Source organism: Pseudomonas marginalis (assembly GCF_008692035.1).
In the GTDB taxonomy this organism is placed as follows: domain Bacteria; phylum Pseudomonadota; class Gammaproteobacteria; order Pseudomonadales; family Pseudomonadaceae; genus Aquipseudomonas; species Aquipseudomonas marginalis.
On the sequence record NZ_VTFG01000001.1, the window covers coordinates 1,130,352 to 1,142,978 of the forward strand.

General features: G+C 64.4%; 9 protein-coding genes. 5 read left to right on the top strand and 4 right to left on the bottom strand.

Features of this window, described 5'->3' with window-relative positions:
- Positions 1-78 precede the first annotated feature (78 nt).
- Genes FX984_RS04895 through FX984_RS04905 form a run of 3 tightly spaced genes read left to right on the top strand, consistent with a single transcriptional unit; the run spans position 79 to position 5,545 of the window.
- The gene (locus FX984_RS04895) at positions 79-1,320 is read left to right on the top strand and encodes an exonuclease SbcCD subunit D C-terminal domain-containing protein (protein ID WP_092356830.1); all 1,242 of its coding nucleotides are present in this window, start codon (positions 79-81) and stop codon (positions 1,318-1,320) included.
- On the top strand, positions 1,317-4,955 hold the full coding sequence (locus FX984_RS04900) for an AAA family ATPase (RefSeq protein ID WP_146478019.1): 3,639 nt from the start codon (positions 1,317-1,319) through the stop codon (positions 4,953-4,955). Before FX984_RS04895 ends, FX984_RS04900 begins: the two co-directional genes overlap by 4 nt.
- Positions 4,952-5,545, top strand: coding sequence for a glutathione S-transferase (locus FX984_RS04905; protein WP_146478018.1), 594 nt, complete (start codon positions 4,952-4,954; stop codon positions 5,543-5,545). The genes FX984_RS04900 and FX984_RS04905 overlap by 4 nt, the downstream gene beginning before the upstream one ends.
- Here the strand turns inward: FX984_RS04905 and FX984_RS32930 are convergent.
- From FX984_RS32930 to FX984_RS04920, 4 genes are all read right to left on the bottom strand, one after another.
- Complete coding sequence (locus FX984_RS32930; protein WP_256097795.1) at positions 5,542-5,667, bottom strand: hypothetical protein; 126 nt, start codon at positions 5,665-5,667, stop codon at positions 5,542-5,544. The genes FX984_RS04905 and FX984_RS32930 overlap by 4 nt on opposite strands.
- A gap of 171 nt (positions 5,668-5,838) precedes the next feature.
- Positions 5,839-6,018 (bottom strand): hypothetical protein, encoded by a 180-nt coding sequence (locus tag FX984_RS04910; protein ID WP_027608577.1) that lies wholly within the window; start codon positions 6,016-6,018, stop codon positions 5,839-5,841.
- 156 nt (positions 6,019-6,174) lie between these two features.
- Complete coding sequence (locus FX984_RS04915; protein ID WP_027608578.1) at positions 6,175-7,350, bottom strand: lactonase family protein; 1,176 nt, start codon at positions 7,348-7,350, stop codon at positions 6,175-6,177.
- A complete protein-coding gene (locus tag FX984_RS04920; protein WP_027608579.1) occupies positions 7,337-7,627 on the bottom strand; it encodes a DUF5629 family protein in 291 nt (96 codons plus the stop codon). The genes FX984_RS04915 and FX984_RS04920 overlap by 14 nt, the downstream gene beginning before the upstream one ends.
- Before the next feature lie 139 nt (positions 7,628-7,766).
- Between FX984_RS04920 and FX984_RS04925 the strand changes: the two genes are divergently transcribed.
- A complete protein-coding gene (locus FX984_RS04925) occupies positions 7,767-11,501 on the top strand; it encodes a dermonecrotic toxin domain-containing protein (RefSeq protein ID WP_146478017.1) in 3,735 nt (1,244 codons plus the stop codon).
- Positions 11,502-11,536: 35 nt separating this feature from the next.
- Complete coding sequence (locus FX984_RS04930; protein WP_146478016.1) at positions 11,537-12,622, top strand: Sec-independent protein translocase family protein; 1,086 nt, start codon at positions 11,537-11,539, stop codon at positions 12,620-12,622.
- Positions 12,623-12,627 lie beyond the last annotated feature (5 nt).

Genomic DNA, 12,627 nt, shown 5'->3' on the forward strand with positions numbered 1-12,627 from the left:
ACAGGTAAACTCTCCAGCTTTATCGCCCTGCTTTGTTTTCGGCGGCCATTCATCCTCTTTTCCTCTACGGAGTTCGCCTTGCGTCTGTTCCACACCTCCGACTGGCACCTGGGCCAAAACCTCCACGGCCAGGAACGCGACTTCGAACACGCCTGCTTCCTCGAGTGGCTGCTGCGCCAGATCGCGGCCCAGCAACCCGATGTGCTGTTGATCGCCGGCGATATCTTCGACACGGTCAACCCGCCGCTCAAGGCCCAGGAGCGCCTGTACGATTTCATCATCAGCGCCCACGAACAAAACCCCAAGCTGACCATTGTGATGATCGCCGGCAACCACGACTCCGGCTCGCGGATCGAGCTGCCCGCGCCGTTGATGCGGCGCCTGCGCACCCATGCGCTGGGCCGCGTGCTGTGGCTGGACGACGGCCAGCTGGACGCCGAACGCCTGCTGATTCCCCTGCCGGATGCCAAGGGCAAGGTCGCCGCGTGGTGCCTGGCGCTGCCGTTCCTGCGCCCGGCGGAAGTCACCGGTGCCCACCTGGGTGACGACTACCTGCAGGGTATCGGCCAGGTCCATGAATGGCTGATCGCGGCGGCCAACGCCAAACGCAAGAAAGGCCAGGCGTTGATTGCCATCAGCCATGCGCACATGGCCGGCGGTTCGGTGTCGGAAGATTCCGAGCGCAGCCTGATCATCGGCAATGCCGAGGCGCTGCCGGCCAAACTGTTCGACAAAAGTGTCGGCTATGTTGCCCTCGGGCATTTGCACAAGCCGCAAAAGGTCAATGGCGAGGAGCGCATTCGCTACAGCGGCTCGCCGATACCGCTGTCGTTTTCCGAAATTGGCTATAAGCACCAGATCCTCGATGTGACGTTCCAGGGCGAACGACTGGTCAGCGTCGAACCGCTGCTGATTCCCCGCTCGGTCAACCTGCAACGCCTGGAAGCCGCGCCCCTGGCGGACATCCTCAAGGCCCTGGAGGCACTGCCCGACATCGACCTGCTCGCCGAAACCCAGCGCCACCCCTGGCTGGAAGTGCGCGTACGCCTCGACGAACCGCAACCGGACCTGCGCCAGCAAATCGAAACCGCCCTGCAAGGCAAGGCCGTACGCCTGGTGCGCATCGCCGCCGAATACGCCGGCCAAGGCCGCCGCGACGACAGCAACGAAGACGCACTGATCGAACTCGACCAGCTCACGCCCCAGGAATTGTTCAGCCGTGCCTGGCAGGACAGCTACGGCAGTGAAGTGGATGAACAGACCTTGAAGGATTTCGCCGTGCTGCTCCAGGAAGTGCAACAGGCAGGTGAACAGCCATGAAGATTCTTGCCATTCGCCTGAAAAACCTCGCCTCCCTGGCCGGCCCGTTCGAGATCGACTTTACCGCCGAGCCCCTGGCCAGTGCCGGGCTGTTCGCGATTACCGGGCCGACCGGCGCCGGTAAAAGCACCCTGCTCGATGCCCTGTGCCTGGCGCTGTTTGGCGCCGTGCCACGCCTGGGCGATACCGGCCAGGCCAAGATGCCGGATGCCGACAGCGATATCTCCATCGGCGATCCACGCACCCTGATCCGGCGCGGCACCGGTGGCGGCTACGCCGAAGTGGACTTTGTCGGTGTCAGCGGCCGTCGCTACCGGGCGCGCTGGGAAGCCAATCGCGCCCGCGACAAGGCCAGCGGCAAATTGCAGAACAGTCGGCAGAGCCTGATCGACCTGGACAGCGACCAACTGCTGGCGAGCCAGAAGACCGAATACAAGACCCAGCTGGAATTGGCCCTGGGCCTGAACTTCGAGCAGTTCACCCGCGCCGTGCTGCTGGCCCAGAGTGAGTTCAGCGCCTTCCTCAAGGCCAACGACAACGAACGCAGCGAACTGCTGGAAAAGCTCACCGACACCGCGCTGTACACCCAGCTCGGCCGCCGTGCGTTCGACAAGGCCAAGGACGCCAAGGACGCGCACAAACACCTGCAGGACCAGGCCACCGGCGTGGTGCCCCTGGCCCCCGAGGCGCGCGCCGAACTGGACCGGCAATTCGACGCGGCCCAGCAACAGCTCAAGACCCAACAGGCCCAACTCAAGCAATTGGAGTTACAGCACACCTGGCTCAAGGAACTGCGCGAATGGCAGGACCGCCAGCGCAGTGCCACCGAGCAGCTCCAGCGTGCGCAAGCGGAGTGGGACAACCAGGCCACGCAGCGCCAGGACCTGAGCCGCCTCGACCAACTGGCACCGCAGCGCCATCAGTTTGCGCGCAGGGCTGAACTGCTCACCTTGCTGACGCCACTGGCCGCGCAGATTCAGCAGTACACCGAGCAACAGGCTGAACTGCAGACCCGCCAGGCGCAACTGCAACAACAGCAGACCGCGGCCCAGACGGCGCTGGTTGACGCACAGCAGCAACAAACTGCCGCCGCGCCCCTGCTACGCCAAGCCTTCGATGCGCAAAACACCCTCGCCCACCTGACCGAGAGCCTGGGCAAATTTGCGTCTGAAAAACAGTTGGCGCAAACCGCCTGCACTGAAGGTCAAGCCAACTTGAATGGCTTGCTCGACAAGCAAAAACAAGTCGACGAGCGCCTGCAACGCCTCGCCGCCGAACTGGAGCGCAGCAGCGCCCTCGCGCCGCTGGGCGATGCCTGGAACGCCTACCGCGATCGCTTGCAACAGTTGATGCTGATCGGTAATCGCCTGAAAAAAGGCCAGGCCGAACTGCCAGACCTTGAACAGCGTGCTACCAGCGCCGCAGAAAAATTTGCCCAGCAACGCGAAGCCCTCGACCTGCTGTATCAAGAAGCCGGCGCCGAACCCCATGCCGTGGCCGAACAGGTGCAACTGCTGGCCAGCCTGTTGCAGGACAATCGCAAGCAGCAGCGCGCCTTCGAAGACCTGTCACGCCTGTGGGACAGCCAGCAGCAGTTGGAGCAGCAATCCGTTGCCCTCACGCAAAAGCTCGCCGATGCCGCCCGGCAACGCGACCAACTGAACCAGACCGGCCTGCAAACCAAGGCCGAGCTGGCCGTGGCTGAACAGACCCTGACGGTGACCAAGCAACTCTTGGAGCGTCAGCGCCTGGCCCGCAGTGCCAGCGTCGAGGAATTGCGCGAACAATTGCAGGACGGCCAGCCCTGCCCGGTGTGCGGCAGCCACGAGCACCCGTACCACCAGCCCGAAGCCTTGCTGCAGAGCCTCGGGCGCCACGACGACAACGAAGAGGCCACGGCGCAGAAAGCGGTCGATACCCTCAAGGAAAAACTCACCGAACTGCGCGGTGAAGTCGGCGGCCTGATCGCCCAGCAAAAAGAATTCCTGCAACAACAGGAACAGCTGGTCACCCAACAGCAGGCGCTCCAGCCCAGCCTGGACGCGCACCCACTGGCAGCCTCGCTGTTCAATCAGGACGCAGCCAAACGCAGCCATTGGTTGGCCCAGCAACTCAGCCAACTGAGCCAAAGCATCACCCAGGACGAACAGCGCCAGGGCGCCCTGCTCAACCTGCAGCAAAACGCCGGGCGCTTGCAGCAACAACTGCAAGCCGCCCAGGACGCGAGCCAGCAGGCGCGCCAATTGCTGGTGGACCAGCAGCGCGAGCTGTCCAACGACCGCGAGCGCCTCGACGAAGAACTCAACGCCTTCGCCAGCCTGCTCCCCGCCGACACCCTGGAAGGCCTGCGCAGCGACCCGGCCGCGACCTTTATGCAGTTGGACCAGCAGGTCAGCCAACGCCTTGAACAACTGGGCCATCAGAAGGATGAGCTGGCCGAGCAGCAGGAACGCCAGCAGGCCATCGAGAAAGAACAGACCCATCAACAACATCGCCAACAGCAACTCGAGGCCCTGAACCAGCAATTTACCGAGCTGGCCACGCAGCAGCAGGCCGCCCAGGAAAAACTCGGGGCCTTACTGGGCGAGCACGCCAGCGCCGAACACTGGCAACAGCAACTGGAACAGGCCGTGGAGCAGGCACGCCAGAGCGAGACGGACGCCAACCAGCAGTTGCAGGACATCCGCAACCAACTGATCCAGCTGGCCGCCGACCTCAAGGCCCAGCAGGAGCGCAAGCAAGCTTTCGAAGCCGAACAGCACAGCCTCGATGCCCGCACCACCGAATGGCGCGCCCTGCACCCCGAGCTGGATGACGAGGGCCTGGCGCGTCTGCTGGCGTTCGATGACACACACATCGCCACGCTGCGCGAGCATCTGCACAGCAGCGAAAAAGCCGTCGAGCAAGCCAAGGTATTGCTGCTGGAACGCGAACAACGCCTCGCCGAACACCAGGCCCTGCACAACGGCAACCTGGACGCCGAACAACTCGACGGCGCCCTGGCTGCGCTCAATCAACACTTGGCCGACGGCGAAAAACACTGCGCCGAACTGCGCGCGCGCCAGTCCGAAGACCAGCGTCGCCAGGACGCCAACAGTGCCCTGGCCGAACAGATCGCCAAGGCCTATGACGAGTGGCAACGCTGGGCACGCCTGAACGCACTGATCGGCTCGGCCACCGGCGACACCTTCCGCAAGATCGCCCAGGCCTACAACCTCGACCTGCTGGTGCACCATGCCAACGTGCAACTGCGTCAACTGGTGCGCCGCTACCGTCTCAAGCGCGGCGGCAGCATGTTGGGCCTGCTGGTGATGGACACGGAAATGGGCGATGAACTGCGCTCGGTGCATTCGTTGTCCGGCGGCGAGACGTTCCTGGTGTCCCTGGCCTTGGCCCTGGGCCTGGCATCGATGGCCTCCAGCACCTTGAAGATCGAATCGCTGTTTATCGACGAAGGCTTTGGCAGCCTCGACCCCGAGTCCCTGCAATTGGCCATGGACGCCCTCGACGGCTTGCAGGCCCAGGGGCGCAAGGTGGCGGTGATCTCCCACGTGCAGGAAATGCACGAGCGCATCCCGGTGCAGATCCAGGTCAAGCGCCAGGGCAATGGCCTGAGCACCCTGGAGGTCAAGTGAGCGAGGCGTTGCTGTATTCGTTCCGGCGCTGCCCCTATGCGATGCGCGCACGCCTGGCGCTGCGCTACTCGGGGGTGGCGGTGCGGATTGTCGAGGTGAGCCTCAAGGCCAAGCCGGCGGAGATGCTGGCACTGTCGCCCAAGGGCACGGTGCCGGTGCTGGTGGTGGATGGCGTGGTGATCGACGAGAGCCTGGCAATCATGCAATGGGCCTTGGCCCGGCATGATCCGGATAACTGGTTATTGCAGGGGGATCCGGCGGTACTTGAGCTGATCGCCGAGAACGATTCAACCTTTAAACATCACTTGAATCGATACAAGTACCCCGAACGCTATCCCGAGCAGCCGGTGGAACACTATCGAGCCGAAGGCGAGGTGTTCTTGCAGAAGCTCGAGGGGTTGCTGGCCACTCGCGCCTATCTGCTGGCCGACCACCCTGGCCTGGCGGACATGGCGCTCGCGCCGTTTATACGGCAGTTTGCCCACGTGGACCGCGAATGGTTTGCCGGTACGCCGTACAAAGCGTTGCAACGCTGGTTGGAAGAATTCCTGCAATCGCCCCTGTTTATCGGCGTGATGGCGAAGACTTAGCCTTCGATCAGACTCAACAACCGCTCGCGAGCGATCTCCGGTTCGCCGTCCGTCAACTGCACGGATGACAGGATCGGGGTGGAATAAAGGGCGAGGATAAGTGCGGCGAGTCGAAGTGCCATGCTGTCGATTCCATGAAAGAGCGCGTCAATATTTAAGCGTCAATTTAAACACATGGCAATGCGCCATTACCTCATTTTTTTCTTCGACAGCTGCTCAAACGCCAAACCACTCGAACGCGCGTTTACGTTCCAGTGGTTTGGCGTCTGCTTGTGTGCAGGGTCAATCAGCGCTCATTGCTGGGTCTTGTGATCCAGGGCGGCGTAGAAGTTGGCGCTTTGTTGCAGGTATTTCTGGGTGTAGGCGCTGGTGCTGGATTTTTTGCCGCTGACTTCCACGCTGGCGGCGGCAGGCAGGGCGACGGTGGCGGAAACGGCGGAGGCGGCGATGACGGAGAAGAGATTCAAGTTCATGTCGGTAACCCTTGTGTTCGTTCGGTTGGATGGCCGGGGAAGGCCTTGGAACCCAACTTACGCCCGAGGATTGAACCTTAGAAATGCTTTGAAACAGTAGCCGCTATTAATACAATTAATACTAAGGGTCAGGCCCCGCATGGCGGGGCCTGTGGCTTATTGACGCACCAGAAACTTGAGGTCGCTGGGGGCATCGATCGGCAGTTTCTGCACGGTTTTACCCAGCAGGCCGGTCTTGGGGTCACGTTCGACCACCACGATTTCGTTGCTCTTCTGGTTGGCGATCAGCAGGAACTTGCCGCTCGGATCGAGGCTGAACTCCCGCGGGTGGTCGCCTTCGACGCTGCGGCGCTGCAGCTCCGTGAGGTGGGCGGTGGCCGGGTCCACGCCAAATACGATGATCTGGTTGGCGGTGCCGCGATTGCTCACGTACAGGAACTTGCCATCGCTGGAGGCGTGCAGTGCGGCGCCGGCCTTGTCGGATACCGGTTGGCCGGCGGCGAAGTCCACCAGTTGGGTCTGGCTGAGCTTGCCATCGGTGTAATCGAAGACCGCAACCTGGGCGCTCATCTCGGTGGTCAGCCAGGCATGCTTGCCATCGGCGCTGAACAACAGGTGACGCGGGCCGCTGCCCGGTGGCAGTGGCACAAAGGCCGGATCGGCCGGGGTCAGCGGCAGCTCGTGGTTGGCCTTGGGGTCGTAGCGATAGGCGAACAGCTTGTCCGCCCCCAGGTCCTGCACAAACACGTACTTGCCATCCGGCGACGACACCACCGAATGCACATGGTTGGAGGCCTGGCGCTCAGGGTTCACGCGACTGGCCGGGTGTGCACTCAACTGCACCGGTGCCGACAGCTTGCCCTCGGCATCCACCGGCAGCACCGCCAGGCTGCCGCCCGGATCTTCCAGCACCGAATAGTTGGCGACGAACAGGTAGCGCCCATCCGCCGCGACGCTGGAATGGGTCGGCTCGTTGCCCAGGCTCTGCACCTGATTGACCAGGGTGAGCTGATGATTCTTCGGGTCGATGCGGTAGCTGCTGACGCGGCCGACCGGGTCTTGCTGGCCCGGGCCGTTTTCATTGACCACAAACAGGTGCTTCTGGTCTTTGGAGACCGTCAGCCACGAAGGGTTGGCGGACTTCGCCGCCAGTACCGGCTTGCCTTGGAACTGGCCGGTGCGGCTGTCGAATTGCAGGCGATAAATGCCTTCGCTGGAGCCGGCGGTGTAGCTGCCCACCAGCAACTCATAGGTGTCCGCCGGTGCAGCCTGCACCGACATCGCACCCACACTGCCGGCCATCAGCAGCGGCCAGAATTTACGCATCATCATGCTCGTCTTCCTCGTCGTTATTGTTGCCGGTGAAGGCGGCCATGCACACCAGGCGGTGCTCGCCCGAATCACCGGTGAGGGTCCAGCTTTGCAAGGCGTCATCGAAGGTTGCGGCCTGCACCTGCACCAGGCTGAAGGACCAACGTTTCTCGGCCCGGCCGTCCATGCTCTTGATCAGCAACTGTTGATCGTCGAGGCTGAAATCAAAGGCATGCAGCCCATCGATTTCGAGCATGTCGCTGGTGTGGAGTTCAGTAAGCAGGGAAGCGGCAGTCATCAGGCTCATTCATCGCTGGAAAAAACGCTGATGATAGGCCAATCCGGCCACGCCGTCGTGTCGCGATAGCGGGCTACCGCACGGCAGCGGCCGGCGCTTGCCATTCTGGGGGCGAACTCCCCACAGAATGGAATCTCCTATGCCAGACACTTCAAACGCCCCGCCGACAGGGCCGCTGCACTTCGCCCACCGCAGCAACACCCCGGCCCTCGCGGTCACCCAGCAGTTCGCCACACGCCCGACGTTACGCCAGGTGGTCGAACGGCACCTGCACGAACGCCTGCAGGAACAGTTCCCGGCACTGCCCCTGGACCTGCCCACCCTCAAGCTGGCCACCCCCAACCAGCGGCGCGGCTGGGACCTCAGGCGCTTGACCGATGTGGTCCTCGAGCACCTGGGCAATGGTACGGCCCTGAACCTGACGCAGGTGGTCGACCAACGCCGCTGCTTCCTGTCCCAGCGCCCGCCCTCACGCTTGACCTATGAGGCCAATGGCCCCCGCGAGCCGGACATGGCGGTGATCGAACGGCTGATCCTGGACCTGGCCTTCACCCTGCCCATCGCTTTTCAGCAAACCCTGGCCACCTATTGGAACGGCGCTGCCGACACCGGTAGCAGCCGCTGGCAATGGCTTGGCGATCTACTGGCGGACACCCTCAAAAGCAGCGCCAGCCTGCTGCCCGCCGGCACGCCTCGGAACATGCTGGACAGCGTGACCCGCCAGCCTGACCGACGTGAACGCCAGGCCGGGCCCAACGGATTTGTGCATGCTTACTGCCTGGAAGCCTGTGTGATCCGGCACGGCCGTGAAGCCCGCCTGCTGAGCAGCGACCTGCTGTTGGTGCAAGGCCACCAGGCCTTGCTGTGCCAGGCGTCGGGCAGCGTCGAGCCATTCGCCTCACTGGAGGTCTTCACCCAGGCCTGGGGCCAGCGCCTGAGCCAGCGGTTGCAGGTCGACAAGGTGGTGGTCAGGCGCTACGAGCCCGATGGCAATCTCTTCGATACCCAGGCCGCCCTGTTGCTCAACCAGCAACTGGATGACCTCGAAGCCATCGCCCTGCCCGCCTCCGACGGCGTGCGCAGCCTGGAGCAGCGTTTTGCCCTGGCGACAGACCCCAGCGCCGCCTTTGTCGCTGCGCCGGCACCCGACCCGACACATCAGGACGCCATCCAGACGGCGTTGCCCGCCTGGCTGCAGAGCGCCAATGCCCAGCAGCGTTTCGCCTATCGCCAAGGGCTGTTGGAACAGGCCCGCCTGCAACGCCTGCAGGCCGGGGCGTCGTTCCTGGACGGGGTCGAGAGCCTGCCGGCCTTTGCCTCCCGCACCCTGCGCGAGCAGATGCGCCGCGACCACCCTGGCGCCAGCGTGGAACCGGACAACCTGCGGCTGACCTTCCACGTCCCGGTGGGTGACCTGCACAGCGGCTACCTGGCACCGGTGACCCTGGGCCTGACCGAGCTGGCGATCAAGAACCTCGCCGCCGCGCCGCACGGCCGCATGACCCTGCAGGACACTTCCGGGGCCGTCCTCCCGGCCTGGCTGACCGAGGACTATATCCTCGGGGAAAAAGGCCTGTTCCACAGCACGCCCGGCCTGATCCGCCAAGTGGATATCGGCCGGCGCTACCCGCAACAGCTGCGCGACCTGCTGCTGGGCGACACCCCGCAGGTACGCCGGCGTGAGACGCTGTTCGGCCAGGCGCTGACCGTGCAACTGCCGCACCAGGCCCTGGAATTGGCGATTCGCGGGCAACAGGGCTTCAACTTCCTGGGGTATCGCTACGTCAAGGCGGTGCTGCACGCCAGCGCGGCGGGGCGCGTGGTCGACACCCTCGACATCGTGATGCGCCCGCTGGCCTTCGCCCGCAAGCCCGCTGCCGTGCCGGATATCGTCGGCAACATGTTTATCATCGAACCCCGTGACATCGACGCCGGGCCGTCGATTCTCTATCGCCCGCTGTACTCTGACGCGTTGCAGCAATTCGCCAGCCGCGCGGCCCTGTTCGACGCCATCGCCCAGCCCGGTGCACTGCAAGACAGCGTGCTGGCCTGGATGAGCGACAAGGCCCGGCCGATCTACAGCCACGGCGGCTTCCGCAGCCCGCATATCCTGCGCTTCGGCCAGGGCGACGACACGGTGCAGTGGCCGGCGCCGCCGCCCGCGCAGTTGGTACAGGAGTTCAATGGCAGCGAAGTCGAGGGTTCCCTGGCGCAATGCCTGGCCACCGGCAACCTGACCCAGTACCTCTACGGCAGCAACGCCCGGGCGCTGGTGGACCTGGCGGATCGCGACGCGGTGTCCAATGCCGAAAGCCGTTGGGCGGTGTTGCTCGAAGGTGGCTGGCTGCTGTTCAACGCCCTGCTCTTGCCGCTGCTGCGCGGGCCGGCGCTGGTTGCAGGCTGGATGGTGCAACTGGCGGTCAGCCTGCGGCACGATATGGCCGCCCTGCACGGCGACGACGCCGCCGCCCGCGAACTGGCCTGGGTCGACGTGCTGCTCAACATCGGCCTGATCCTGCTGCACATGGCCCCCCGGCAACACCCGACCCTCGAGTTACCCTCGGAGCCCGCCTTACCGGCCACCCTCGCGGCCCTGCAGCGCCCGCCAGGCCTTGCGCCCCGTCCGGCCACACCAGTGGAACTGGGCCCGGTGGGCCTGCCCGCAGAGCCGCCGGCCGGCGACCGCACCCTGGTCGACTTTGTCCATTCCAACGCCCGCGACGCCAGCCGCCGGCGCCTGCTCGAAGCCCTGCGCGAACTGCATGTGCCATGGCCGGTGCCGGCCCCCGAGCCGCTGGACGCCGGCATGTTCAAAGGGCTGTATCGCATCGACCAGCAATGGCATGCCTCGGTGGGCGGCCTGCTGTTTCGGGTAAACATCGCCGCGGACCTGGGTGAGGTGTGGCTGATCCATCCGCAGAAACCGCAGCATCCAGGCTTCGTGCTGGTGCGCAATGCCCAGGGCCAATGGGGCCTGGACCTGGGTCTTAAACTGCGCGGCGGCGGGCCGAAAAACCGCCTCAAGGCCAAGCTGGCCCACATCGACCAGCAGCGCACCCAAGCGTCGGAGGAGATCAATCGCATCAGTGATGAGGTCAGCGGCCTGATCAAACGCCTGCAGCCTATCGACCAGGTGCTGGATGCCGCCCGGCAGAAGTTCGAGCAGGCCCATAACGCCCTGGGTCTGGCCCGCACCCGCTTGCGCAGCGCACCTGACGACCCGGCGCGGGTGGCCGAGCACCTCGCCAGCGTCGCCCAGCGCTCCCGGGCCAGGGCCGGGTTCCAGGTGTTTCAGGAGCGCTTCGATGCGGCCGCCGCCGAGTTGCTGCAACAACGGCGCGCCTTGATCGAGGCCTACGGGCGGATGAAAGCCGTGGACAGCCGCTTCGACTACGAAGGGCAATGTGTGGAGCAATATCAGTCGATCCTGGCCACCGATGAAATTCGCGTCAGCCAGTTGTCGTCCCTGTACCTGGCCACGTTTGTGTCCGAGCAGGGCGAATCGCTGATCGAGCTGCAAGGCAGCGCCCAGGATGTGCAGGCGCTGCGCTATGTCAACGACCTGCTGGAAACCAACTTTGCCGTGTCCGAGCGCCATGCCCAGGCGATGATTGCCATCGAGGACACCCTGGAGGCGATGGCCGCACGCTTGAAAACCGGCGCGGCCCAGCGCCTGAATTACCTCAACGGGCATCCCAAGCGCCGGTTCTACAACCGCCTCAATGCCACCCTCGAATCCCTGGATGTGCTCACCGAGTTGAGCATCGACCGGACGATCCCGGCCAGCACCCCGCAGGAGCACTATTTCCTCGCGCGCCATGGGCACCTGCAATCCTCCCTGTCTCCCTGGAAGACTCCCACCTGGACCTGCTGACCACCGAAGGTTTCACCACGACCGAACGCAAGGAGGTGCTGACCAACCTGGTCAGGCACTACAACCGGCGCCTGCAGATTTACCAGAGCCTGCTGGAACTCGATTCGCCCCTGGCGCACCCGCGCTACATGCCGCTGCTGATCGAGCGGTTGAACACCGTGCGCGACAGCGCCGAGGCCGACCTGGCGGCGCTGCTGCGCGAAGATGAATTCCTGCCGCCGCAACCGGGGGCCTTCAAACCGGTACAGGCTCCGTCAAGAACCAAACGGGTGTTCAAGTCGCGGGACAAGGGCCCCCTGGTGGGTGACCTGGAACCGGCGCAGCGTGACCAGCCCTTCCCCACCATCGTGACCCGCAACCCCATTACCCAGCAGGTCAGCGGGCGCTTTATGGAGCACCCCAACGAGGGTTGGGTGGAAATTGTCGAGGCCAGGCCCAGCCGTCCCGCCGAGCCACCCCAGGCACCGGCGCTGTCCACACTGCGCGCCCAGGCGCAACGGTTGCAGGAAGAAGTGCCGGCCATCGAGCGCTCCATCGACTTCCAGAAACGCAAACTCAGCGACCCGACGCGTCGCGATGACCTCAACCCGCGTGACTGGCACGACATGCTCGCGCACCAGGCCGAGCGCCTCGACAGCGTCGCGACAGAATTGTCCAGCCACGCGGCCGACAAGCCGGACGTGCTCCAGACCGTCGAGCGCCTGCGCCTGCGCGCCGAGGATTTGCGCACCCAAGGCCGCCGGCATTGCATCGAGGGTTACAAGGCCCAGCGCCCGCGCCAGGAAAACATCGAATTCCTGCGCGCCCATGCCGCCGTCGACATCGGCCTGGTCCACGGCCCGCAACGCACCGCCGCCAAGGACTATGTGTCGGAGTTCGCCGTGCGCGAGAAAAACCGCCTCACGGTGCTGTGGTATGCGCACTTTCACTACAGCCAGGCCGACAGCCCGCCGGGCGCTTATACGGCGGCCCACCTCAAGCGCCCCGAACAGCGTTTTGTCACCCTCCGGGACCTGATCGCCCAGGCCGGGGCAGATAACCGAAGCATCGTGCGCGACCTGTACAACCCGATCACGGCACCGCTGGATCAGCGTCTGTTCCTGAGCCTGCTGCCCGCCTGAACCCC

Coding starts and splice junctions, on each gene's coding strand:
- FX984_RS04925 (WP_146478017.1), top strand. CDS start 7,767: ATGCCAGACACTTCAAACGCCCCGCCGACAGGGCCGCTGCACTTCGCC.
- FX984_RS04910 (WP_027608577.1), bottom strand. CDS start 6,018: ATGAACTTGAATCTCTTCTCCGTCATCGCCGCCTCCGCCGTTTCCGCC.
- FX984_RS32930 (WP_256097795.1), bottom strand. CDS start 5,667: ATGGCACTTCGACTCGCCGCACTTATCCTCGCCCTTTATTCCACCCCG.
- FX984_RS04915 (WP_027608578.1), bottom strand. CDS start 7,350: ATGATGATGCGTAAATTCTGGCCGCTGCTGATGGCCGGCAGTGTGGGT.
- FX984_RS04900 (WP_146478019.1), top strand. CDS start 1,317: ATGAAGATTCTTGCCATTCGCCTGAAAAACCTCGCCTCCCTGGCCGGC.
- FX984_RS04920 (WP_027608579.1), bottom strand. CDS start 7,627: ATGACTGCCGCTTCCCTGCTTACTGAACTCCACACCAGCGACATGCTC.